The organism is Vibrio sp. 1F169 (genome assembly GCF_041439605.1).
Classification (GTDB): domain Bacteria; phylum Pseudomonadota; class Gammaproteobacteria; order Enterobacterales; family Vibrionaceae; genus Vibrio; species Vibrio tasmaniensis_A.
Window position 1 is genome coordinate 1 of the sequence record NZ_JBGOOI010000056.1, and the last position, 23,149, is coordinate 23,149.

Annotated in this window: 23 protein-coding genes; 6 read left to right on the forward strand and 17 right to left on the reverse strand. The window is 45.1% G+C overall.

All coding sequences use genetic code 11. From position 1 onward, the window contains the following. Positions 1 to 63: 63 nt before the first annotated feature. A complete protein-coding gene (locus ACED53_RS17595) occupies positions 64 to 438 on the reverse strand; it encodes a hypothetical protein (RefSeq protein ID WP_004736595.1) in 375 nt (124 codons plus the stop codon). Positions 439 to 682: 244 nt separating this feature from the next. Between ACED53_RS17595 and ACED53_RS17600 the strand changes: the two genes are divergently transcribed. Further along, the gene (locus ACED53_RS17600) at positions 683 to 1,012 is read left to right on the forward strand and encodes a DUF2500 domain-containing protein (RefSeq protein WP_017097109.1); all 330 of its coding nucleotides are present in this window, start codon (positions 683 to 685) and stop codon (positions 1,010 to 1,012) included. A gap of 60 nt (positions 1,013 to 1,072) precedes the next feature. Here the strand turns inward: ACED53_RS17600 and ACED53_RS17605 are convergent, their stop codons facing one another. The 7 genes from ACED53_RS17605 to rhtB form a co-directional block, all read right to left on the reverse strand. After that, positions 1,073 to 2,086: an acyltransferase gene (locus ACED53_RS17605; RefSeq protein ID WP_017097108.1), complete on the reverse strand. Its 1,014-nt coding sequence runs from the start codon at positions 2,084 to 2,086 to the stop codon at positions 1,073 to 1,075. Between the two features lie 183 nt (positions 2,087 to 2,269). After that, complete coding sequence (gene arsJ, locus ACED53_RS17610) at positions 2,270 to 3,490, reverse strand: organoarsenical effux MFS transporter ArsJ (RefSeq protein WP_017097107.1); 1,221 nt, start codon at positions 3,488 to 3,490, stop codon at positions 2,270 to 2,272. 221 nt (positions 3,491 to 3,711) lie between these two features. Next, entirely contained in the window at positions 3,712 to 4,221 is a 510-nt protein-coding gene (locus tag ACED53_RS17615; protein WP_029224010.1) for a cyclin-dependent kinase inhibitor 3 family protein, read from the reverse strand. A 157-nt stretch (positions 4,222 to 4,378) separates the two neighbouring features. Beyond that, complete coding sequence (locus ACED53_RS17620) at positions 4,379 to 5,380, reverse strand: ArsJ-associated glyceraldehyde-3-phosphate dehydrogenase (protein ID WP_009848224.1); 1,002 nt, start codon at positions 5,378 to 5,380, stop codon at positions 4,379 to 4,381. A gap of 101 nt (positions 5,381 to 5,481) precedes the next feature. After that, positions 5,482 to 5,823, reverse strand: coding sequence for a metalloregulator ArsR/SmtB family transcription factor (locus tag ACED53_RS17625; RefSeq protein ID WP_009848223.1), 342 nt, complete (start codon positions 5,821 to 5,823; stop codon positions 5,482 to 5,484). Between the two features lie 98 nt (positions 5,824 to 5,921). Beyond that, complete coding sequence (locus tag ACED53_RS17630; RefSeq protein ID WP_009848222.1) at positions 5,922 to 7,142, reverse strand: EAL and HDOD domain-containing protein; 1,221 nt, start codon at positions 7,140 to 7,142, stop codon at positions 5,922 to 5,924. A gap of 45 nt (positions 7,143 to 7,187) precedes the next feature. After that, the gene (gene rhtB / locus ACED53_RS17635; protein WP_009848221.1) at positions 7,188 to 7,805 is read right to left on the reverse strand and encodes a homoserine/homoserine lactone efflux protein; all 618 of its coding nucleotides are present in this window, start codon (positions 7,803 to 7,805) and stop codon (positions 7,188 to 7,190) included. Positions 7,806 to 7,886: 81 nt separating this feature from the next. Here rhtB and ACED53_RS17640 point away from each other — a divergent pair, with 81 nt between their 5' ends. Together ACED53_RS17640 and ACED53_RS17645 are read left to right on the forward strand one after the other, a co-directional pair. After that, complete coding sequence (locus ACED53_RS17640) at positions 7,887 to 8,867, forward strand: alpha/beta fold hydrolase (protein WP_017100568.1); 981 nt, start codon at positions 7,887 to 7,889, stop codon at positions 8,865 to 8,867. A 190-nt stretch (positions 8,868 to 9,057) separates the two neighbouring features. Continuing rightward, entirely contained in the window at positions 9,058 to 9,885 is an 828-nt protein-coding gene (locus tag ACED53_RS17645) for a Cof-type HAD-IIB family hydrolase (RefSeq protein ID WP_017100567.1), read from the forward strand. Positions 9,886 to 9,973: 88 nt separating this feature from the next. Here the strand turns inward: ACED53_RS17645 and ACED53_RS17650 are convergent, their stop codons facing one another. After that, positions 9,974 to 10,441, reverse strand: coding sequence for an EVE domain-containing protein (locus ACED53_RS17650; protein WP_017100566.1), 468 nt, complete (start codon positions 10,439 to 10,441; stop codon positions 9,974 to 9,976). Between the two features lie 39 nt (positions 10,442 to 10,480). Between ACED53_RS17650 and ACED53_RS17655 the strand changes: the two genes are divergently transcribed. Further along, positions 10,481 to 12,025, forward strand: a complete 1,545-nt coding sequence (locus ACED53_RS17655; protein WP_017100565.1) for a COG3650 family protein — start codon at positions 10,481 to 10,483, stop codon at positions 12,023 to 12,025. 2 nt (positions 12,026 to 12,027) lie between these two features. Further along, the gene (locus ACED53_RS17660; protein ID WP_017100564.1) at positions 12,028 to 12,624 is read left to right on the forward strand and encodes a tRNA-uridine aminocarboxypropyltransferase; all 597 of its coding nucleotides are present in this window, start codon (positions 12,028 to 12,030) and stop codon (positions 12,622 to 12,624) included. A gap of 164 nt (positions 12,625 to 12,788) precedes the next feature. Here the strand turns inward: ACED53_RS17660 and ACED53_RS17665 are convergent, their stop codons facing one another. The 8 genes from ACED53_RS17665 to ACED53_RS17700 form a co-directional block, all read right to left on the reverse strand. Beyond that, positions 12,789 to 15,269 (reverse strand): EAL domain-containing protein, encoded by a 2,481-nt coding sequence (locus ACED53_RS17665; RefSeq protein ID WP_029225618.1) that lies wholly within the window; start codon positions 15,267 to 15,269, stop codon positions 12,789 to 12,791. 192 nt (positions 15,270 to 15,461) lie between these two features. Beyond that, positions 15,462 to 17,960: an EAL domain-containing protein gene (locus ACED53_RS17670; RefSeq protein ID WP_029223016.1), complete on the reverse strand. Its 2,499-nt coding sequence runs from the start codon at positions 17,958 to 17,960 to the stop codon at positions 15,462 to 15,464. Positions 17,961 to 18,125: 165 nt separating this feature from the next. Next, the gene (gene yigB, locus ACED53_RS17675; protein ID WP_017102010.1) at positions 18,126 to 18,842 is read right to left on the reverse strand and encodes a 5-amino-6-(5-phospho-D-ribitylamino)uracil phosphatase YigB; all 717 of its coding nucleotides are present in this window, start codon (positions 18,840 to 18,842) and stop codon (positions 18,126 to 18,128) included. Between the two features lie 15 nt (positions 18,843 to 18,857). Next, complete coding sequence (gene xerC, locus ACED53_RS17680) at positions 18,858 to 19,790, reverse strand: tyrosine recombinase XerC (RefSeq protein ID WP_017102011.1); 933 nt, start codon at positions 19,788 to 19,790, stop codon at positions 18,858 to 18,860. After that, entirely contained in the window at positions 19,759 to 20,457 is a 699-nt protein-coding gene (locus tag ACED53_RS17685; protein ID WP_012605049.1) for a DUF484 family protein, read from the reverse strand. The genes xerC and ACED53_RS17685 overlap by 32 nt, the downstream gene beginning before the upstream one ends. Positions 20,458 to 20,500: 43 nt before the next feature. After that, positions 20,501 to 21,331 (reverse strand): diaminopimelate epimerase, encoded by an 831-nt coding sequence (gene dapF / locus ACED53_RS17690; protein ID WP_009848210.1) that lies wholly within the window; start codon positions 21,329 to 21,331, stop codon positions 20,501 to 20,503. Between the two features lie 11 nt (positions 21,332 to 21,342). Next, positions 21,343 to 22,596, reverse strand: a complete 1,254-nt coding sequence (lysA, locus tag ACED53_RS17695) for a diaminopimelate decarboxylase (RefSeq protein WP_017102012.1) — start codon at positions 22,594 to 22,596, stop codon at positions 21,343 to 21,345. 41 nt (positions 22,597 to 22,637) lie between these two features. Next, entirely contained in the window at positions 22,638 to 22,850 is a 213-nt protein-coding gene (locus ACED53_RS17700) for a lipoprotein (RefSeq protein ID WP_009848208.1), read from the reverse strand. On the opposite strand from ACED53_RS17700, the gene cyaY reads away from it, so the two are divergent. Beyond that, entirely contained in the window at positions 22,830 to 23,144 is a 315-nt protein-coding gene (gene cyaY, locus ACED53_RS17705; protein ID WP_009848207.1) for an iron donor protein CyaY, read from the forward strand. The genes ACED53_RS17700 and cyaY overlap by 21 nt on opposite strands. The last annotated feature ends 5 nt before the right edge of the window (positions 23,145 to 23,149 follow it).

Sequence of the window (23,149 nt, forward strand, 5' to 3'; positions counted from 1 at the left end):
GAAGTACATCGAGCGTTTTAGTCAATCAAGTGTCAACCCATATCAGGACGGGTCACAATTTTTTCATTTCGAAAACAGATGCAGTGTTAACACATCCCAGTTCGCATAATAGAAACCAGCAGCAGCTAAAGTCATTGCCATCATCAGTAAGATTGCAACTCGCCAAATAAAACGACCACTACGTGGAGTCAACTCCTTCTCACAGTCGTTACACATCATGATGAACTTATGCTGGTCTTCCAACTTAGCCTCATGCTCATTGACTACCTTATTACGACACGTTGCGATATAACGCAGTTTGCTCACCATATCGTGCGGTAGCCTTTCTTCACAGCTTGTTACAAGCTCATGCAATCCTTCGCCTTCGGCATGATATTGAAGCCTCAATAATTTCTCTATATTACGAGTTCTTGTCACCACTTTTTCAATATCGGTCATATTAGCCCTCCCACTCCACACTATAATTCTAGTCGAGCATTTCCCTATTCTTATACAAAATCACTGTTATTTACGAGAGAAAGAGACAATAAATAACAATGCTTTATCCCAAACTGGCCTCTAAATGTGATGTCTGCCGAAAAATAATCAGCTTGGCTTACAACAGTTCACGAATAACGGCTTGAAACACATATCCCTATTGCTTGAAAGATTAGAATAACCATCACGACTACATGGAGGTTACATGCCTAATTCACTCTTTTTTGCCATCTTTGCACTCGCCGGTCTAGCGGCTTGGGTATTTTTTGGTTTCTATCGAAAGCACTCACAAGGTGAAAATGCGCCAGAAAAGAAAGTGAACGTCACTGTGTTGGACAAACAATCCATCGACCTTCCTGATGCAGAACCTGGCCAAGAAGATCAAGAGTATTGGATTTACGTTCAACGTGGTGTGGTTGGTCCAAAACGAGAGTTCCAAGTCGGAATCCACTACTTCCACGCCCTGAACCCTGGCGACAAAGGTACCTTAACCTACCAAGGCGATAAGTTTTTACACTTTGCATTGAAGCGCTAAACATTAGGTACTTCAACTGTATCTTCTAAGCAATCCATCAGAAAGCCTTAGCACCCACCGCTAAGGCAATAACCAACGTGTTTTCTCTGACTTAGAGACCAACCAGCTCATCCATAACGCGCCAGCTCCGCTGATCACAATCCATAATGGAATAACCCAAGCAGGGTGTCCTTGGTACCAACCGAACTCTTTCATTGGCCATAAGAAAATCGGGTGCAGCAGATAAATACCTAAGCTGTGTTTACTGATAAAACCAACCACTTGATTGCTCTTCTCAGACAAGCCTTCACCATAGTAACGGCACACCATGAACACCATGCTCGCCGCTAATACGGTGTTCAACGTCTTGTAAGATAACCAACGCCCTACCGTGTATTCTTCTGCGACCAAACTTGCATCAACCACCATATAAACCGTGGTCAGTAACGCTAATCCACCAAGTAACACACTCACGCCGACAGTCATCTTGTTAAGTGGAACCATCTTATACAGCAGGTAACCCAACGGTAAGTACCCGGTGTACAACCACAACTCGTGACTCCAAGGGCCATCGATTTTCAATAAGAACAATAACGTTGTGAACAACCATACCGCCGTAAAGGCATAGACAGATCTATCACCGTACTTTCTGACCATGATCTGTAAAAAAGGAATCACAAAGTAGAGTGGGATGAAGTAATAGAAGAAACCAAGGTGATAGTACGTGTAGTGATGATAACTATTGAGCAAAACCTCCCAACTGACGTCCGCATCAAAACCCATTAGCGACCAACCTGATAGGTAGGTATAGAAAAGCGACCAAACAATGAATGGGATCAGTACCTTACCCAGACGGCGCTTGAGGTAGTATTTGGCGTCAAACGGGCGCTGATCACTCAGCATCAATGCACCAGAAATCAAGATGAACACAGGCACTGCCCAGCGGCTGAAACCATTCACCGTAATGGCAGTCAGCCACTCACCGAAAGGAATGGTGCTTAATTCATTACGATAAGGCGCCAAAACATGAATCGCGATAACAGCTATGGCCGCGACACATCGTGCTAAATCAAAAAAGAGAATTCGCTGCTTCATGTAAATGCCTGATTAATATTCAATCATTCTACTATAGCAATAAAAAAGCTGACCGGAATAAATACCAAGTCAGCTTAGCGTTAAAGAAGATACTTATCGCGAATTTAACTTATTCGACTCTAGGTTACCCGACCTAAGCAATGCGACTTTCACTCTTACAAATGAGGCTCATGCGGCTGAAGCTTATGCCGCTGAGATTTGCGGCACTTTAGGTAAACGCAGAGAGATCACCGTCGTTATCGCTAAGAATGCGAAGGATACCCACAGACACGCAGACAAACCGGCCATCTGGAATACCAAGCCCGACAATATCGTGCCAATCAAGCGACCCATCGCGTTTGCCATGTAGTAGAAACCAACATCAAGAGAAACCCCATCGCCTTTCGCGTAACTCACAATCAGGTATGAGTGAAGTGATGAGTTCACCGCAAAGATGGCACCAAATACCATCAATCCACCGATGATAACTAGCTCTGGTTGCCAGCCAATTTGCACCGCATAGGCAATACCGGCAGTCACAATAGCCAATGCACCCGCCCATAGTAGTGCTGCATGTCCATCAGGCACCTTGCCTTGTGCTTTACCAGTAATCTTAGGTGCAATGCCCTGCACAAAACCGTATGCGATGGTCCAAGCCGCTAAGAAGCCACCCACCCATGAGTGGTCCCAACCAAACACGCTGCCTAGATAAATCGGCAAAGCAATCACAAACCACACATCACGAGCACCAAACAGGAACATACGCGCAGCCGACAAGATATTGATGGATTCAGACTTAGAGAAGATCTGTTTAAACTTCGGTTTGGTTTTCGCTTTGCCCATGTCTGCTTCTAAGCTCACTAAACTGCCAATGAAGACCAAGGTCAGCACAGCAGCCATCGCGAGCACTGCGTATTGGAAACCAATCGTCGAAAGCAGTAAGCCACCGATAAAGAACCCGGCACCTTTCAGTGCATTCTTAGATCCGGTTAGAATCGCAATCCACTTATAAAGCGCACCTTGCTGCTCATCTGGGACTAAGGTTTTAATCGAGCTTTTAGCACTCATCTTATTGAGATCTTTAGCGATACCAGACAAGGCCTGCGCCGCCATTACCCAAGGAATGGTCAACATTGCGGTTGGCACCGCGAGCATGCCCAAAGCGACAACTTGCATCCCTAAGCCGATATTCATGGTCTTATTGAGGCCAAGACGCGCCCCTAACCAACCACCAATTAGGTTCGTCACCACACCAAAGAATTCATAAAAAAGGAACAGTGAGGCGATCTCTAACGAACTGTAGCCAAGGTCGTAAAAATACAGAACCACCAGCATGCGAAGTGCACCATCAGTAATGGTGAAGTTCCAGTAGTTAAAAGTCACCAACATGTATTGGCGAACGCTCTTACTTAGATTTGAAAACATAACGCTATCTCTGCAATCTAAACAAAAAGAGCTTTTAGATCATAGGTGTCCAAAAGCTCTAATTCTTACTTTCCACTTAACTTATACTCAAAATAATTGGAGTTGCAGCTAGGCAACAAGCAAGTTCAGCCCTATGAGCATAGGTGTTCTATGTGATTAGGGCGGCCGGCGATCCGGTGAACTTGCGCAGTTAACAACGCTGCAGGTTCAAGTATGAAGAGCTACGCAGAAGCTACGCCATTAATGTATTCAACCTGAATGGCTTTAGTGAATGCGCCCGGACGCAGTGCCTGCACCTCTTGAACAATCTTATTCATGTCCCAGCTCTTCTCTAACAACAGGTGTGCAGCCAGCAAACCAGTACGGCCAGAACCGCCCATGCAATGCATTGCTACCTTACCGCCGTTATCCACAATTTGGTGTAAAACTGGACTAGTCGCCCGCCACTTCGCAGCAAAATCGGTACCCGGTGCACAATCGTCTTCGATTTCTATTTGGAACCATTGCATGCCTAACGCACGTGTCTTCTCACCAAGTGCCGCAACGTCTTTGCTTGCAAGCTCATGGTCATCAAGTGCTGTCACGATAGCTTCAACGCCTTGTGCTTTCAGTTGCGTTAACGATGCATCTAGGTCAGCGTCTTTAGTGCCTGGGCACGGAGTAAGCACTAACGCACCAGTTTCTAGATCTAGTTGCCATGTTGGGTGTACTTGAGAATTCGTCATCGTCATCAATCTCTTAAAATTCTTTTGTATATAGACCGATACTCAAAATAATTGGAGTTGCAGCTAGGCAACCAGTAAGTTCAGCCCTATGAGCATAGTGGTTCTATGTGATTAGGGTGAACTTACGCAGTTAACAACGCTGCAGCTTCAAGTATGAAGAGTATTATGCAAGGCCAACAGTGCGAACTAACTCAGCAGTACGTGTTGCGTAGCCCATCTCGTTGTCGTACCAAGCGTAGATCTTAACCATGCGCTTACCGACTAGCATGGTTGATAGCGCATCTACGATCGTTGAGCGTTGGTCGCCTTTGTAATCGATAGAAACCAGGGGACGCTCTTCAAAGCCAAGAATGCCTTTCAGTTCATTCTCAGACGCTTCTTTCAGCATCGCGTTGACTTCTTCAGCTGTGGTGTCTTGCTTCACTTCGAAGATGATGTCGGTCAGAGAAGCGTTCGCTAGTGGTACACGAACCGCGTGGCCATTAATACGATTTTCAAGCTCCGGGAAAATCTCAACAATCGCTTTTGCACTGCCCGTTGTTGTCGGGATAAGACTCATGCCACATGCACGTGCACGGCGTAAGTCTTTATGGGGCGCATCAAGAATAGTTTGCGTATTGGTGAGATCGTGAATAGTGGTAAAGGCTGCGTTCTCGATGCCTAACTTCTCGTTAATCACCTTCACAACAGGCGCAAGACAGTTAGTCGTACAAGATGCCGCAGTCACAATCTTATGTACCGCTGGATCGAAGATAGCGTCATTCACACCGACAACGATGTTTGCAATGCCTTCTTCTTTCACTGGCGCCGATACCACAACACGCTTCACACCTTGCTCAAGGTATTTGTTTAGGAAAGATGCCTTACGGTGAACACCGGTCGCTTCAAGGACAACATCGCAACCAGACCAATCGATCGCATCGATATCGCGCTCTTGCGTAGTTCTAATGCGTTGACCGTTGATGATCATCTCATCGCCTTCAACCATGACTTCGTGGTTCCAGCGACCTTGAACCGAATCGAACTCAAGAAGATGCGCCAATGTCGCGGTGTCGCCAGCCACATCGTTAATCTGTACGAACTCAATTTCCGCCCAATCAAACGCTGCGCGAAGTGCTAAACGGCCGATACGGCCAAAACCATTAATACCTACTTTGACTGTCATACTCTTTTCTCTCAGTTAATTGCCTTCATGTTTGAAGCCGCAGTGTTGTTGACTATGCCTAACTGCAATCTCAACGATTTTGGCAATAAATTTAAATGTATTTAAACGCAACATTGAGGGCGTGAAGTCATGGCTTCTAGGCGCTCAATATCCTGTTGGTATTCAGTTTTCAAACAGTTCGATGCGATAAGGTCATCAATTAACTTTAGCATCCAACCCGGTAAATCTTGTGACAGACGGTAGAACACCCACTGCCCTTGGCGAACGTCAGTTAAAATTCCGTTTGAACGCAACTGCGCAAGATGGCGGGAAATCTTTGGCTGACTTTCTTGTAATGCCTGAGTCAACTCACCAACAGATAGGCACTCTTGGCGCACAATCAACATTAAGCAACGCACTCGCGTTTCATCAGACAGTAATTTAAAAAATTGGTGAGGAAGCATAACTACATACTCATATATGGATGTGCATATATATTAGTTGTAAAAAAACGCACGTCAAGGCGTGCGTTTTCATTGTCATAAAAGTTTAACGAAGAATATCAGAGCTTGTTGGTAACAATATGGCTCCAACGTCGAGCTTCAGTGAGTTCTGTTTTCACTTGTTCCACGTTCAACCCTAGATCAGCACAGTGATCATCAATCTTTTGCCAATCAGCATGTTCGAAACTTTCTTCAAGTGCTAATAATGCGCCATATGGACCTTCTCTGCGCAGCAAGGCGACCTTAATACTTGTGCATAACGGTAATTGTTCAATTAAGTTCTCTAACGACAGATCGAGCAACGCATCAAGTAATGAGAACAAACCAATCATAAAGGCTTGTTCAGTATGCCCTTTAAATACTTGGTAACGAGACATCCGTTGGCAAAACTGCGCACGCTGCAAAGACAGGCCATACAGCTCTTTGGGCTTTTTATCAGAGACATAAGACGCTACTGCTAGCGAGACAAACATTTTCAATTTCTCTTGCCCTAAATAAACCAAGGCCTGACGAAATGAAGAGATGGTGACCTCAAGGCGGGGTGACATAGTATTCACAAAGCGCAGAAGCTTATAGGATAAGGCAATATCTTTCGCGACGATGCTTTCAACACGTTGGAAGTCGACATCCGGCTTACAGACCTCTTGGAATAGCTCCATCGCTATCACTTGCTCTGGGCTAATATACTTAGTCTTTATGATTTCTGGCTTACTAAAGAAATAGCCTTGGAAAAACTTAAACCCTGCTTCTTTCGCTTGTTGGAACTCTTGTTCCGTTTCAACCCGCTCAGCAAGAAAACTATACTTCTTCCCTTCGTGCTTTTTGACTAACTCACACGCCGCATCCAACCCCATCTGCATGATATCAAGCTTAACAATATGCGTATATTGAAGGAAACGTTCCCACTCAGGTGTCGAAGTAAAGTCATCTAGGGCAATCATATACCCTGCTTGATAAAGCTCTTTGATTACCTCTAATAGCTCATCGGTCGGTTGGCAGGTTTCAAGAATCTCAACTACGACCTTATCTTTCGGTAAGCTCATTGGAAGACGGCGAATCAAGCTCTGATACGGAAAATTAATAAAGCAGCGTGAAGATGGGATCGAAGGGTTAAGCCCAACGGACAAGAAGTTTTCAACGATCAGGCGATACGTTGCTCGATTAGATTCAATATGCGCGGGGTAGGCATTCCTATCACCGTCACGAAACAGCAGCTCATAACCAAGCGTGTTCTTGTTACGGTTTAAGATAGGTTGTCGAGCAACGTACGTAGCGGTCATTTATTGATAACTCTAATTGATTTAACTATAACTCTATTACTTTCATTAAGCTTTGGCAGCAGCCAGCAAAGCGCCGCAACCCATGAACATACCACCAAATATTTTATTTATCTTACCCATTATGCGATCTGAGCGAATAAAACGTCCCATTTGTGAAGCTAATGAGGTGTAACCCAACATAACCACGCTATCAATAAATACAGTGGTCACTCCAAGCACCAACAACTGCGGTGCTTGCGGTTGTGTCGGATCGATAAATTGCGGAAACAGAGCAACTAAGAACACGATAGATTTTGGGTTAGTCAAATTGATAAGCACTGCATTTCTGAGCAGCTTGCCACTCGATAGCGTTGATTTTTCTTCTGAAGCCACCAAGCTAGACTTATCACGCCACTTTTGAATGCCTAACCATAGAAGATAAACCACGCCCACCCATTTGATGATGGTAAATGCCAAGGCGGATTTTGCCACTAGTGCACCAATACCCGCTCCCACCAGCATAATATGAAATGCAAGACCGAGCTGTAAGCCAACGATCGACGCAAGTGACTTCTTGGTGCCATAGCTGAGCCCATTGCTGATTGAGTTAACGGTACCTGAGCCCGGTGCCAAACTAAACAAAATCGCCGTGACGACATAAGCAAGCCAAACATGAGTATCCATTTGCATTTCCTTACTAGTTCTTTAATCTAACAACATTAGTAGCGATGACGCTCTCACATGCATCAGTTCAGGTAATTTCCCATGGAAAACCACAGTGCCACCCTGTTTTCATACACGCAAGAACCTGAGTTCGAGCAAGCGATTAAACACCCGATCTCCACCCTTTGGCAACAACGAAAGGATGGTTATGTTACATCATCTGGTAAAAAAAGGTTGTACTGGTGTAGCTTAACTTCTCCGACACACACCAAAGCTATTGTTATTTCAAATGGTCGCATCGAGTGCTGCTTAAAATACCAAGAGCTCTTTTATGATTTCTATCAGCAAGGTTATGACGTTTATTCATTTGACCACCAAGGTCAAGGTCAGTCGGAACGTATGGTAACAGACTCTGACATTGGTCACATTCACGAGTTTGATGATTACGTATCAGATATGTCTGACATTATTGCCAGTTTTGATCTTAGCAAGTATTCCAATCGCTACCTGCTCGCACATTCGATGGGCAGTACAATCGCCACTCGCTACTTGCAAACTCATCCCAACCACCCGTTTGACAAAGTCACTCTGTGCGCTCCGATGTTTGGGATCAATACTGAATGGTACTTCAAGCCTATCGCAATGCTTGTTGGGCAAGCTCTCACCGCTTTCTATGCCAAGCCGACTTATGCCCCCGGGCAACAGGCGTATTACTCTAAGCCCTTCGAAAATAACTTATTAAGCCACAGTAAGGTGCGCTATCAGTGGTTCCGTTGCTTATATGACGGTTCCCCTTCTTTGCAGGTTGGCGGACCAAGTACTCGCTGGGTATGGCAAGGGTTAATGGCAGCCAAGCAGGCAATACAACAAACTCGTCAAATCAAGATCCCACTGCTATTGATTCAGGCAGGGGAAGAGAAGATTGTGAGTAACGATGCTCAAGTGAAGTTCATCAATAAGCTGAAAAAAACCAACTCTGATTGCCAGTTTAAGGTGATTGAGGGTTCTAAGCATGAGGTGCTGTTTGAGCAAGATGAATACCGTAATCACACACTGGATGCTATCAATCAGTTTTTTACCTAGATCGAATAAGCTAATAAGCTGAGTAACCGACCAAGAAGATAAGCGCTAAAGAGGAAGAGAAGTAAGTGAGCTTTGCCCTCTTTTCTTGCATGAAATTGGCATACAATTTCCACCTAGAGATATTGTGGTTAAAACGATGCTAGCGTTGGCTAGTATTGATATTTGCTAAGCATTTTGCAATGAGGGTTAAATGACTATTCCTGCACTTAAAGATTCCGTGAAAATTGTTGCTTCTGATTTAGATGGTACGCTTTTGGCTCCCAACCATCAGCTAAGCGACTTTACCAAACTAACGCTTAAGAAGTTACACGAGCAAGGTTACACCTTTATCTTCGCTACGGGTCGCCATCACGTCGACGTAGCAGGGATTCGTCAAATTGCAGGGATTCCGGCATACATGATCACGTCAAACGGTGCTCGCGTACACGACCAGAACGATCAACTGATGTATAGCCAGGACGTCCCTCAGAAATTAGTTCAACCGGTTATTGATATTGTTCGCCAAGATCCAAATATCTTTATTCATATGTACCAGAATGAAGATTGGCTACTCGACCGTGAAGACGAAATGCTCGCTAAGTTCCATAGTGAGTCTGGCTTTAGCTACAAGCGATTTGAAGCTGATAATGCCCCAAGCGACGGCATTGCTAAAGTCTTCTTCACACATCCAGAGCAAGACCACGAATATCTGGTCACGTTTGAGCAAAAGCTAAAAGGTGCGTTTGGAGACAAACTGAACATCGCCTTCTCAACACCTTGGTGTTTAGAAGTGATGGCCGCTGAAGTATCTAAAGGCCACGCCTTAGACGCTGTTGCGAAATCATTGAACCTAACACTGGATAACTGTGTTGCCTTTGGTGATGGCATGAATGACGCAGAGATGCTGGCGATGGCGGGTAAAGGTCTAATCATGGGCACATCACATGAAAAAGTGATGAAAGCTCTACCAGACAATGAAGTGATTGGCAGCAACGCAGACGACGCCGTTGCTCACTATCTAGAAAAGCACCTACTCTAATATCGTCTCGTCGAAGAGATCTGTATAAATAAAAAGGCAGCCAACTGGCTGCCTTTTTTGAACCTTACGTAAAAAGCTCTCTCTAACGCTATCGAGAACCCAGTATTTCTTTGCTTAATATTGCCTGCCACTCTTGTTCGGTAACCGGCATGATCGATAATCGGTTGCCCCGTTTAACCAGTGGCATTTCTGACAGTTCAGGCATGGCTTTAAGTGTTGCCAAAGGAATTAAGCGTTCAGTCACTCGCACAAACTCAACATCAACCATTATCCAGCGCGGATTGTCTGGCGAAGACTTAGGGTCGTAGTAATTACTCTCTGGGTCGAACTGAAAGTGGTCTGGGTAGGCTTCTCTGGTTACTTTCGCGATCCCCGCCACGCCAACTTTTTTACATGATGAATGGTATATCATCACCAAGTCTCCAAGCTTGACGTCATCACGCATCATGTTTCGAGCCTGATAGTTGCGTACACCCTCCCAACAAGAGGTTTTTTGTACTCTTAGAGTCTGAATAGAGAAGGTGTCGGGTTCTGTTTTAAATAACCAATATGCCATAATAAATCCAATTAACGGTTGCTCCGAGGAAGATATAACATGAAGGTAATGAAAAACCCAGTGACATGGCTAGTCGCATTCGCTTTGCAAGGCTGTGTAACGGCACCAGATACGCCGCAACAACCTGAATTGCCCCCAGCAACCTTGGATGAACCACTGAGCATTCAACCGCAAACCTTCATCATGCGTGGTCAAGTTGTGGTAGGTCATGAAAGCCGAACCTTCACCCCTTGCGGTAGCCAACAACAATACTGGTTAGATTTAACACCAGAACTCGCATTAGAAGCGCAAGGGCTCTCAACGAGACCTTACCAAGCCTTATACGGCGAGCTGATTGGTCATCTAACCGTACCGAGCCAAACAGGGTATAACGCAGATTTCACGGCACGTTTCGTGGTTGATCAAGTGAATATCCTAACCGCAGAAAACCCTAATCGTTGTGACCAACCACTGCGTTCAACACGAGTATTCGGTAATGAACCCTTCTGGTCAGCAACCTTCGATAAAGACCAGCTCAAATACACCAAGATGGGCGAACAACCACAGCTCCTCGATATTGAATCAAGCCGCACCACACCAAGCAGTCGTGATTATCAATTAGAGGGTAAAGCAGCGCAAGGCAAACTCAACCTTACAAAAGAGAGTTGCAGCGACGGCATGAGTGATTCTATCTATGGATGGCATGCCAAGCTTAACCTCAATGACAGTAACTATAATGGCTGTGCAACGGTCTCAAACCAAGATCCAACATTGGACTGGAGCGGACTCTACTTCGCTAGCTCAACGCAAAACTCAGGGTTCTCTATCAACCTTGAACTCAACAATGACCACAGTGCTATCACGACTTATTCATACAGCAATGGAGACCCTTCTATTGTTGAGCAGGGCTTCTGGCAGCAACTGAACCAAAATCAGGTACAAGTGGTTATGACTCGCCACCAGCAACAGTATTTGATCTCCGAGCGTATCTTCACACTCGATAATGGCAAGCTAATCGCTGAAAAAGAGAAAGTGGGCAACGTGGTCTATCCGATTGCCAATGGCGGTCTGGTGCTATTCGAAGCTAAGAGTGCGCAAGCGCAAGCAAACACCCCCGCTAACGTTGATCTAACCGCTAAGCAGGTCAACTCCAGTGATCAACTTGATCCAAAAGTCGACCAAGCGATCCGCGAGTATTTTAAGATCAACAATACCGATCCAGACAACACTCAGTACCGTTGGCTGACCTACGATCTGAACGGTGATGGTAAGGAAGAGTTGTTTGCTCAACTCGATTGGTGTGGTTCAGGTGGCTGTACGTTGCTTATCTTTGAAAACCACCAAGACAACTGGCGATTCAATAGCCGAGTGACACTGGTTAAGGGCGATATACGCTTAGGTAAATCGCAAAGTCATGGCTGGCAGGATCTGATCTTCAATGTCAGCGGCGGTGGAGCAACACCTGCGAAACACACACTGTCTTACACCGGTGTTAGCTACCCACTGAATCCAAGTGTTGCTCCAGTTGCAAATGATGCTGATATCAGTGATGTGGTTCTATTTGCTGATGGCGTATCACCCGCACAAAGCGGAGTTAAGCTATAACTATGAGTAATCAACAAGCTTGCGGTGGTTGTGGCTTCACTCATCAATGTATTTGTCATCGCATACCAAGTGTTGAAAGCCAAACTGATCTTGTACTGCTCACTCATGAGAATGAACTGTCGAGAGACACCAATACCGGAAAGTTACTTGAGCAATCTATTCAGCAATGTCAGTCCTTCGTATGGCAACGAAAAACACCACCAGAAGAGTTGATTGCCTTACTCGAAGACAAAACATTGCAGCCTTTTTTGCTGTTTCCAAGTGACAGCAGTATTGAGTGCCAGCAAGCCGTGTCATCTGTAGCTGGAGACCGTAAGCCGTTATTCATCATCTTGGATGGCACATGGCAGGAAGCGAAGAAAATGCTCAACAAGAGCGCGTGGTTAAACACCATTCCTCAAATCCATCTCGATATCACGACTGAATCGTCATACACCTTACGCCGCAATCAAGACAGCGGGCACCTGTGTACCTGTGAAGTTGGCGTTGAGTTGCTAAAAACGTTAGGTGAAATCGAACCGGCTAAGTTGATTAACGATTACTACCAACACTACCTAAAGGTGTTTCAAGCGGATAAATGTGGTCATTCACTCAAATAGAGGAAGCCACGTAGAGGCTTGCGGTAAGTAACGTAAAACTGAAACAAAAAGGGTGAGCCATAAGCTCACCCTTTTTACATCTAACGTTAATCTATTGAACCGATCGGTGTTTCACGTGAAACCGACACTCTGGCTGCTCTTTGAAAGAAATTTAACTCGTTCGATTAGAACAAACGCTGCGGTTGACCAAAGTAGTAACCCTGAAGGTAATCGACACCCATATCCTCTGCGATTCGACACACCGGTTCATTATGTACGAACTCCGCAACTGTTTTAGCGTTCAGTATCTGGCACAAACTCACCAGTTGCTGAGCGATCTTGCGCTGTTTCTTATCTTTATCAATATTCCGAATTAAACTGCCATCAAGCTTTATGATTTGTGGTTCTAACTTCAATATCTCATCAATGTTCGAATAGCCGGAACCAAAGTCATCAACAATAATATTCACACCAAGGTCGCGGAAGTGATTACACACCTCGATCAAGCGACCGTAATCCTGAATTTGTTCCGTTTCTAACACCTCTAAGCCAATACGCTGTGGGTGACTGATTTTCTTGATGGCTTGCTCAAGGTGAAGAATGGTTTTCTCATTGCTAAAATCTTGTGGCGCCAAGTTAATTGAGAACGAATCGGTTCGCTGACTCATAAAATCAAAGGTACGCGTTATCATCTGGCGACTCAAACGTGTATAGAGATGAGTTCCTTCTATGATTGGCAAGAACTTACCCGGCACAATCAGTTGTCCATCTTCTTCAATTCGAACCAAGCACTCGTAGCTTTCTACCTGATGGCTGTGCGCAGAGACAATAGGTTGGGAACACGCCACAATATTCTGATTAAGCACCGCGCGACTGACACACGACAGCCAGCCAAGCTGCTCTTGGCGATGCTTCTCTAATTGAATGAGCGTCTTGGCGCTCACTAGATGCTTGTTCTGACTCACAGCGCTGCGCCTAGCATCAATCGCCTTCAACAACAAATCATCAATCGAGGTCGTAGGAAAATCTCGACGGCTGGCTATACCCGCACAGATGGATACCGACAGGTAATCAATATCAGGCAACCCCGTTGGTTCAAAATTCACATGTTCCGTTTGGTCTGCAAATTCAGAAAAACGCTGATGAATATGTTCTTGCCCCACCCAGCTATCAAACACCACCGCCCACTCACCGATACCAATGCTATAGAGCTGACACCCCTCATCAAAGAACTGCCACAGCGCCTTTTGAAAATACTCGCTTAAATCATGCAGAAGCTTGTCACCGACTCGATAGCCATACTTCTCATTGATTTGGCCAAATGTCGTGACTTTCAAAGCCAACAAATGACTATCGGTACTCATTTTTGACAGCTTTTCACGCAATACGCTTCGGTTAGGTAAGCCTGTACGGCGATCAATTCGGTAGCTCGCGGTCAATGCGGTCGCTTGCTGTTGAATCTTACTCGCCATGCTGTTGTTCATGTCATCGACATCAAGCAGAGCATTTCGTATCAATGAAAACAGAGGGGAAATATTGGTCGCGGGTTGTGTCTCTAATGGCAATACCGCCTTGCCTTCACCTTCCCTAAGCGCAAGATAAGTGAGGCTATGATGCAAAATTCGTTGCTGGTCATTATCTTGATAGAGCTCTCCCATGCAGTACACGCCATAGGTGTCCGCTAATGCTTGGAAAACCTCAACCTCTTGGTTGCCATCAATGAAATCAATGCGCGAAGTGCAGTTATAGATAAAAAACTGTTCTGGTTTATGGGAAGTAATCTGTTGAACGCCCAGTCGGATTTGTTCTAGGGTCAATGAAGGGTGGTCATAACAAAACCGCACCTCATCACCAACCTGAAACGACCCACTGAATTCTATCTCTCCGCCCTCTGTCACCTTGAGCGGTAAGTGAGTGTTCTGGTCTTTGGGTTCACCGACCATCAAGGGGAAGTTATACAGTTGCTCAAAAGGGATTTCGAGACCGTCAGCGAGGTAACGATTATAGACTTCTCGGACAGGTATACCGTCCAATTCAGCTAGCCGATTATCTTGAGCGCCAGTCACTCGGAAGGTACGACCAATGGGGTTCCATTCGCAGTAATACCCCTTAGTAATTGCGAGTTCAACACTGTGCAGTGCTAACATCACATAGGCATTTTCATAGCAAATACCATCGAGCATCACCCATCGTCCATGCTCTGTAATGGTCGATGCACCGCCACAAATAGGTAATGAATATATCGACTGCTCAAACGCTGAAAATAGATCTTGGTTATTTATCTGCAAGCGATCGGCGAAACAGATAATGCTTTGAGTATCAGCATTACATTCAAGCTGCTGCCACATCGCTTGGCTATCCCGTCGAGGCTGCTCGCTATATTCGACAACCCCACAAGTGTAAGACGTCGCCTCAAAGCGAGTAACAATAACATGGAGACCTTTATGCAGGATCACACCTTGGCTGATGTAGTGATTAGCGCTACAACCAATCAATTTGGCGTTGGGGAAATTCGACTGAATTACTTGGCAGGCAGCCAACACCGAATCTTTCTCGAAAGAAGAAAACACCTGAATCAGTAGATTGTCATGTTGATGAAAATCTATCTTTTGCAATTCACGCTGGGTGCACTTAATGTCTTGTATCTGGAAAGAGGTCGATTGCATATTCACATTAATCGTTACGTTAATGATTTGTTATTGTGCTTATTATAGATAAAGCTTGCACGGAATACTTACAATCGTCTTATAAATAATGTGACGCTAGTTAGACATCATTCATTCCACTAAAGAGCCATCATCTGTGCCCGTGCAGTGCTTTAAAAGCAAGTCACATTAGGACGTTGAGGGCTTTAACAACTAAAACAGTCGCTTAGGCTCACCAAAGTAATAACCTTGCAGATAATCGACACCCATTTGCTCTGCAATTTCACAAACCTGTTGGTTATGGACAAATTCGGCAACTGTTTTGGCGTTAAACACCTGACACAAGCGTACTAATTGAGAGGCGATATTCCTTTGCTTTGGGTCTTTGTCGATATTGCGAATCAAGCTACCGTCGAGCTTAATGATCTGCGGCTCAAGTTTAATGATCTCATCAATATTGGAATAACCAGAACCAAAGTCATCAACAATGATTCTCGCCCCAAGAGCACGGAAGTGATCACACACTTCTATCATGCGGCCATAATCTTTGATCTGTTCAGACTCGAGAACCTCTAGACCAAGTCTAGTGGGGTCGTTCATACCACTAATCGCTGACTCGAGAACCTCAAGCGTCTTATCGCTCAGTAAGTCTTGTGGGGATAGGTTGATTGAAAAAGAACTCTGCTTATTTGCCATGTAGCCAATGGTGTTTCGAATCATGTGCCGGCTAAGGCGAGTATAGAGATGCGTGTCAGCAATAATGGGTAAGAACTTACCAGGGAGTACAATGGTACCATCCGACTCCATGATTCTGACCAAGCACTCTTGGCCAATCATTTCGTGAGTACCAGACGCTACAATCGGCTGTGAGTAGGTGATAATGTTCTGATCTAAGATTGCGCGGCTTACACAGCTCAGCCAGCCTAGTTGTTCTTTACGATCTTCCTCACTCACCTGAATGTTTTTGGCATTAGTGATGTGAGTATTGTTCCGCACCCCGTAGCGTCGAGCTTCAATCGCTTTCAACAAGATCTCATCACCGCTATCAGCTAAGAAATCACAGCGACTAGCGAAACCACCACACAGAGAAACCGAAAGGTAGTCTATGTCGGTTAATCCATATGGCTCAAAATTAATATGCTCAATACCATCAGCAAACTCGACGAAACGTTGCTCTATCTTCACGCTATCGACACTCGCGTTAAAGATAATTGCCCACTCACCGACACCAATACTGAACAGTTCAACCTTTACCTTGGATTCCTTAGCCACACTAAGGTGCAATCGGTCGACAAAATGATTCGACAGATCAAGCAGTAATTGGTCACCCACTTGATAACCGTATTTTTCGTTAACTTGATGAAAATTAGTCAGCTTCAGCGTCAACAGATGTTCATTGAATAAAATCGTATTGAGGCGTTCTTTTAATACAATACGGTTGGGTAGCCCAGTGCGAGAGTCAATACGGTAGCTTTCAGTTAAGCGACGTGCCTGTTGATGGAGTTTGTTCTCCATCTGAGTGTTCATACTGTCGAGGTCTGCGACCGCATTTCTGACTAAGTTGAGTAGTGGCGATACCGTTGAGTCTCGCTTGAAATCTTCGCAACGAAATTCATTAATCTCGTCCGACTCTCTCATCGCAATATAGGTAAGGCTGTGATGCAGTATCTCTTGGCGATCGTCGTTGCGATATAGTTCGCCCATGCAGTATGCACCACACGCGTTTACTATCCCTTCAAATGGTTTGAGCTCAAGTTTACTGTCGATAAATTCTAGTCGAGATACACAGTTATAGATGATCACCGATTCAGGCTGATACACGGCAAGCATCTCAGCGCCGTGACGCACTTTTTCTGCGGTCAAAGAAGGATGGTTATAACAAAACTGGGCCTCTTCGCCGACATGCCAAGGGCTATCAAACTCAATACTACCATCATCATTAATACGTAGAGGCGTCGAGATGCACTTCTTTCTGCCGAGCTCTCGATACAGGGGGAAGCTCATCAACTGACTAAAAGGGAGATCTTTACCATCAGCAAGGTAATGTTTGAACACCTCGATAGCCGGCTTGTCATTCAACGCATATAAACGATTTCCAACTGCGTGTGTCACTCGCAATTTCATCCCAATAGGATTCCACTCAGAATACGCGTCCGACCAAATCTTTAAGCTAGGGTTAGTCAATGCAACCGCAACACAAGCATGTTGGTAGGTTTGCTCATTATGCATAACCCAACGGCCATATTCATTCTCGTGGCACAGCCCACCAGCAACTGGTAGTGCGTAAGGTAAACTCTCAAAGGCGCTATAAATAGGATAGTCACGCCCTTCAACCTGATCGCACAAGCTGATAACCGTTTTGGTTTCTTCTGTAAGGTTTAATTGAGAAGCGAGATCTTGGCTGTCTTGATTTGGGTTTCCGGTAAACGTCTGAACTGTAGACGTTAAATGGGTATCGTTAAATTCACTGACGACGACTAAGGTACATTCATGCTTCAGGCTGTTATCACAGATAACATAACGGGCGCTCTGACCGATTAACGTCGCATGCCCTATACGATTGAGGGCTGCATTGGCAATTCGACGAGCGATATCAGAGGACTGAGCAGAGAAAATTTGAATAAGGTACTGTTTGCTGTCACACCACTCTCGCTGATCAAATTGAGACTTAAATAACTCCTCAGTATTTGCGAGAAATGTAAATGTTTGCATGCCAACCCTTGTTCGAAATCGAGTGAAATGAGAACCCGCACTACTATGAATCAAAAATTTCGATCAAAAGTAGTCGCCAATTATCCTAGCCTAAACAGGCATTTAATTGTGACTAATGTAACAATTCAATATCATAAATGCGACACATTAAGCTTACTACGGCCATTAAGTTAATCGCATAAGATCACTAAGTTGCTCTATTTCAACATCAGGCAGCACTGTTGCCTTCGGGGAATCATATAAATTGGAACCAGTATCATTAAACCAGCATGCTTGGAAACCATTTGTCTTAGCTCCATAGGCATCGGTTCTAAGATGGTCACCAACATGGAGAATATTCTCAGCGTCACAATTTAGGTATTGCTGAGCTTTATCAAACATATCAGGGTAGGGTTTTGCTCTGCCGTCAGGACCGGCTTTAAGGATTAATTGGAAGTACTGCCCCAAGCCAATTTTATGTGGGTCGACATTGCCATTAGTAATCGCAACTAAAGGAATACGTTGGCTCAGCTCAGCCATCACTCGATGCGTTTCTTGTGGCACATCCACCTGATTACGCAGCCACAAGGCGTGTTCTATGCCTTCACGAGCCGCTTGTTCTGCTTGCTGCTGAGAATACCCCAGTTGTAACAAACCACGCTTAATCTGTGTTTCTCGCCACACGGTGACATCATGCTTTAACGCTGGGTTTTCAGAGGCGACTTGCTGTTTGATACCTTGCCACTCTTCTAACGAAAGAGAAGCAGACACAGGATGCTTTTGATAAAGCCACTGCGCCATCTCTTTCTCAACTTTCATGATCACAGGCCAGTTGTCGTACAAGGTATCATCCAAATCAAAGGTCATGGCTTTGATGGGCTTTAACCCTCGATAAATTCGCATAGTTAAACCTTTAATCTAATCTTTATTCTTCTTACGCGCTCTTGGATGAGCTTGGTCATAAGCTTGTGCTAAATGTTGGAAATCTAAGTGAGTGTACACTTGGGTTGTCGAGATGTTTTCATGCCCGAGCAACTCTTGAACCGCACGAAGGTTTTGGCTTGATTCAAGCACATGCGTTGCAAACGAGTGACGCAGTTTATGCGGGCTGATGTGACTCGCGACAGATTGCTTCTTGCCCCACTCTTCCATGCGCTTTTGCACGCTGCGATGAGAGATACGAGTCCCTAACTTCGAGACAAACAGTGCAGGCTCACCCGGCGAAGCGAGTTCACCACGAACTTTGAGCCATTTATCAACCCACTCTTTCGCTAAACCAGAAAAAGGCGCTTTGCGTTCTTTGTCGCCTTTACCAATCACTCGGATTTCGCCTTGTCGACCCAATACATCTTTAAGATTGATACCGACCAGCTCAGCCAAACGTAATCCAGCACCATACATCACTTCCATCATCGCTCGGTCGCGAATTGACAGTGGGTCGTCCTCATTCACATCAAGCAGCTGCCCGACTTCATCAACATCGAGGTTTTTAGGCAAAGGACGCTGTTTGCGAGGTGCTGAAACCCCTTTGGCTGGATTGGCGGTCATTTCGCCACGCAAGACAAGGAAATCAAAGAAGCTGCGCAGTGACGATAAGCGAGTCGCAATACTGCTCGCTTTCATTCCTTCGCGCATGCCTTTACTTGCAAGTTGTCTTACCCACGCCGCATCAACTTGCCCCCAGTCCGTTAGTCCCAGAGTGACTAAATAAGCGGCCATGGTTTCAAGTTGTTGTTTGTAGTTACGTTGGGTGTGTAAGCTGAGTCCCTTCTCACTTCTAAGATATTCATAGAAGCGAGAAAGAGGCTTTTGAAGGCTGTTAGGAAGAGGTATTTTGGGCTCTAGGCTCATTATTTATCTGCCAAGGTAAGGTGTCCGCCAAATGAGCGACAACAAGTGCTAAATGGCGTAAAAAGAGCGTGTCCATATGAGGCTGGAAGTGGCCGCCATCTTCACTAGAAAAAGCGAGTACACCCAGCGGAGATCGCTTAGCAAGGGGTAGCACTACATAAGAGCCTAGCTCTGGAACTGGATAATCACCAAACAAATCGTGTCTGTCTGCCTTTCTCAATCGCCCTAGATAAGCATCTTTGCCATTGAAATGGTTAAGTGAAAATTTCGAGTAACGCTCTTCATTCAGCTGATAAAAACCTAATTGTGAGAGAACTCGTACATGAGCCTTAAGCCCTAGTTCCAACGCTTTTTGTTCAACAGCCTTGATAACCTGAATGAAGTCACTGCATTTCAACACTTGAGTTTGCAGATCCATGAATTCATAGAAAGTTTTATCGTTATTCGCCGCTAGTGACATCAGGCCAGTGATCTCTTCTTCCAGCTCTTCGATTCTATGACGCTGACGTTTAAGCTGAATCTCAACCAGAGAAACAGCGCCCTGCTCAACATTATTAATAGCAAGGCGATCAACCAAATCTTTCCTGTTTTGAAAGAAATCTGGGTTATCACGTAAATATTCCGCAACCACCTCTGCAGTCAGAGTGTCGCCTTCAACGTAAGACAAAACCTATCCTTTATTTTTTATAAATCTATTTGTTATATCGTTATTAGCAAGAAAGTTGACCATCAAACACATGCGTTGCTGGGCCAGTCATCAACAGAGGTTTCCCTGGGCCTTGCCAGCTAATGTGTAAGTCACCACCAGGTAGACGAACCTTCACATTCTCAGCCAGTAAGCCTTGTGTTATACCAACAGCAACTGCACCACATGCGCCACTGCCACATGCCTGAGTTTCACCCGCACCACGTTCGTAGACACGCAAGCGAACCTCTTCACGGTTAACCACTTGCATAAAGCCAGCATTAACACGCTCAGGAAAACGTTCGTGAGATTCAAGCAGCGGACCTAAGGTATCCACATCAGCAGTATCGACGTCATCAACTACGGTAACCACATGTGGGTTACCCATGCTAACAGCACCACAGAACAAGGTGTGTACATCCGTTCTTAGGATATACGTCTTTTCTGGCTGCTTCGCCTTAAATGGAATCTTGCCCGGTTCGAACTCAGGAATACCCATGTTGACAGTGATTAAATCATTGTCTTCAATCTTAAGAACCATTTTCCCTTTCTTGGTGCTCACGTTGATGCTGTACTTATTCGTTAAGCCTTTCATGCGAACGAATCGAGCAAAACAACGCGCACCATTGCCACACTGCTCCACTTCACTGCCATCTGCATTAAATATGCGGTAATGGAAGTCAGTTTCAGGATCATAGGGAGCTTCAACTACAAGTAGCTGGTCGAAACCCACACCAGTGTGACGATCCGCCAAACGACGGATCAAATCTGGAGAAAAGAAAATATTTTGAGTAATGCAGTCCACGACCATGAAATCATTGCCCAAACCATGCATTTTAGAAAAGTGGAAGTGCATAACGCTTAAAATTACTCCGGAAGAATGTTTTCAAGTTCCCACAGACTCGTAAGCTCTTCACGCTGACGAACCAAATGAGTTTTATCGCCATCAACCATCACTTCTGCCGCACGCGAACGAGTGTTGTAGTTGGATGACATTGCGAAGCCATAAGCACCTGCTGAACGAACAGCCAATAAGTCGCCCTCTTCAAGAACAAGGTCACGATCTTTACCTAGGAAGTCACCCGTTTCACATATAGGGCCAACTAAATCGTAAGTCACAGCTTCACCCTGACGCGGGCTAACTGGAACAATATCTTGCCAAGCTTGGTAAAGTGCAGGGCGCATCAGGTCGTTCATTGCCGCATCGATAATGGCAAAGTTCTTATGCTCTGTTGGCTTAAGGAACTCGACTTTTGTTAATAATACACCAGCGTTAGCCGCAATCGCTCTTCCTGGCTCGAAAATCAGCTCTAGATCAGAATGATTGTCTAGGCGAGCCAACAAGGCTTTCGCGTAGTCAGAGGGCTGTGGTGGTAATTCATCACGATAAACCACCCCCAAACCACCGCCAACATCAAGATGCTTGATGTTGATATCGTTAGCTCGTAGTTGATCGATCAACGCAAGCAAGCGATCAGTGGCATCGATGAAAGGTTCGATATCCGTTAACTGAGAGCCGATATGGCAATCAATACCATGGATAGACAAGTTATCGAGTGTTTTAGCAAACGCATAAACAGCAGGAGCACGATCGAAGGCGATACCAAACTTGTTATCACGCAGACCCGTAGAGATATAAGGGTGAGTATTGGCATCAACATCAGGGTTGATTCTCAGTGAAATCGGCGCTTTAACTCCAAGTTCACCGGCTACTTTATTCAGTCGCTCCAGTTCTGGCTCAGACTCTACGTTGAAACATTTAATGTTCAACTCAAGCGCTCGCTTCATTTCTGCGGCTGTTTTGCCGACACCAGAGAAAACAACTTTCGCCGGATCGCCACCTGCAGCAACCACACGCTCTAGCTCACCACCAGAAACGATGTCAAAACCAGAACCCAAACGAGCTAAGGTATTCAACACGCCTAGATTCGAGTTAGCTTTAACGGCGTAACACACCAAATGCGGGTGCTCACCTACCGATGAGTCAAATGCGTTCCAGTGACGTTCTAATGTGGCACGAGAATATACATACAGCGGTGTACCATATTGATCTGCTAGTTGTGAAAGTGCGACGTCCTCAGCCCAAAGCTGGCCATCTTCCTGATAGTTGAAGTAATCCAAAGTTCTTATCCCTTATAAATAACGATTTCTGCGTGTTTCACTTATTGTGATTGTTCAGTCTGTTGAACTTCATCAGGATCATACAAAGGACCCGTTTGACCACAACCAGAAAGTCCAATAACGGACACCATAAACAAAGCGGTAATTAGTTTTTTCATTTTGCACATCGTGATTATTAACTCAATGCCCCCTATAATCGCACCACACTCAGGAAAAGCAATAGGATAGAAAGGATGAACGAGACTGAATTTCATAAGCTGGTCGATATACAGATGCAAAACATCGAAGAAGCGATCGATGAATCAGAGGCAGATATTGATTATGAAGTGACTGGTAACGTAATGACGTTGGAGTTTGAAAACCGCAGCCAAATTATCATCAATCGCCAAGAACCAATGCGTGAGATCTGGTTAGCGTCTAAATCTGGCGGCTTTCACTTCAAGCTAGTTGACGACAAGTGGACATGTTCAAAGACGGGCATGGCGTTGTTTGAGATGGTCAAAGAAGAGTGCGAAAAGCACGCAGATGAAGAGATTAATTGGGTCTAATCATT

What these genes read in the sequence shown, in the direction of transcription:
- ACED53_RS17595 (WP_004736595.1), bottom strand. Translation starts at nt 438, where the DNA reads ATGACCGATATTGAAAAAGTGGTGACAAGAACTCGTAATATAGAGAAA.
- ACED53_RS17600 (WP_017097109.1), top strand. Translation starts at nt 683, where the DNA reads ATGCCTAATTCACTCTTTTTTGCCATCTTTGCACTCGCCGGTCTAGCG.
- ACED53_RS17605 (WP_017097108.1), bottom strand. Translation starts at nt 2,086, where the DNA reads ATGAAGCAGCGAATTCTCTTTTTTGATTTAGCACGATGTGTCGCGGCC.
- arsJ (WP_017097107.1), bottom strand. Translation starts at nt 3,490, where the DNA reads ATGTTTTCAAATCTAAGTAAGAGCGTTCGCCAATACATGTTGGTGACT.
- ACED53_RS17615 (WP_029224010.1), bottom strand. Translation starts at nt 4,221, where the DNA reads ATGACGATGACGAATTCTCAAGTACACCCAACATGGCAACTAGATCTA.
- ACED53_RS17620 (WP_009848224.1), bottom strand. Translation starts at nt 5,380, where the DNA reads ATGACAGTCAAAGTAGGTATTAATGGTTTTGGCCGTATCGGCCGTTTA.
- ACED53_RS17625 (WP_009848223.1), bottom strand. Translation starts at nt 5,823, where the DNA reads ATGCTTCCTCACCAATTTTTTAAATTACTGTCTGATGAAACGCGAGTG.
- ACED53_RS17630 (WP_009848222.1), bottom strand. Translation starts at nt 7,142, where the DNA reads ATGACCGCTACGTACGTTGCTCGACAACCTATCTTAAACCGTAACAAG.
- rhtB (WP_009848221.1), bottom strand. Translation starts at nt 7,805, where the DNA reads ATGGATACTCATGTTTGGCTTGCTTATGTCGTCACGGCGATTTTGTTT.
- ACED53_RS17640 (WP_017100568.1), top strand. Translation starts at nt 7,887, where the DNA reads ATGGAAAACCACAGTGCCACCCTGTTTTCATACACGCAAGAACCTGAG.
- ACED53_RS17645 (WP_017100567.1), top strand. Translation starts at nt 9,058, where the DNA reads ATGACTATTCCTGCACTTAAAGATTCCGTGAAAATTGTTGCTTCTGAT.
- ACED53_RS17650 (WP_017100566.1), bottom strand. Translation starts at nt 10,441, where the DNA reads ATGGCATATTGGTTATTTAAAACAGAACCCGACACCTTCTCTATTCAG.
- ACED53_RS17655 (WP_017100565.1), top strand. Translation starts at nt 10,481, where the DNA reads ATGAAGGTAATGAAAAACCCAGTGACATGGCTAGTCGCATTCGCTTTG.
- ACED53_RS17660 (WP_017100564.1), top strand. Translation starts at nt 12,028, where the DNA reads ATGAGTAATCAACAAGCTTGCGGTGGTTGTGGCTTCACTCATCAATGT.
- ACED53_RS17665 (WP_029225618.1), bottom strand. Translation starts at nt 15,269, where the DNA reads ATGCAATCGACCTCTTTCCAGATACAAGACATTAAGTGCACCCAGCGT.
- ACED53_RS17670 (WP_029223016.1), bottom strand. Translation starts at nt 17,960, where the DNA reads ATGCAAACATTTACATTTCTCGCAAATACTGAGGAGTTATTTAAGTCT.
- yigB (WP_017102010.1), bottom strand. Translation starts at nt 18,842, where the DNA reads ATGCGAATTTATCGAGGGTTAAAGCCCATCAAAGCCATGACCTTTGAT.
- xerC (WP_017102011.1), bottom strand. Translation starts at nt 19,790, where the DNA reads ATGAGCCTAGAGCCCAAAATACCTCTTCCTAACAGCCTTCAAAAGCCT.
- dapF (WP_009848210.1), bottom strand. Translation starts at nt 21,331, where the DNA reads ATGCACTTCCACTTTTCTAAAATGCATGGTTTGGGCAATGATTTCATG.
- cyaY (WP_009848207.1), top strand. Translation starts at nt 22,830, where the DNA reads ATGAACGAGACTGAATTTCATAAGCTGGTCGATATACAGATGCAAAAC.
- ACED53_RS17700 (WP_009848208.1), bottom strand. Translation starts at nt 22,850, where the DNA reads ATGAAATTCAGTCTCGTTCATCCTTTCTATCCTATTGCTTTTCCTGAG.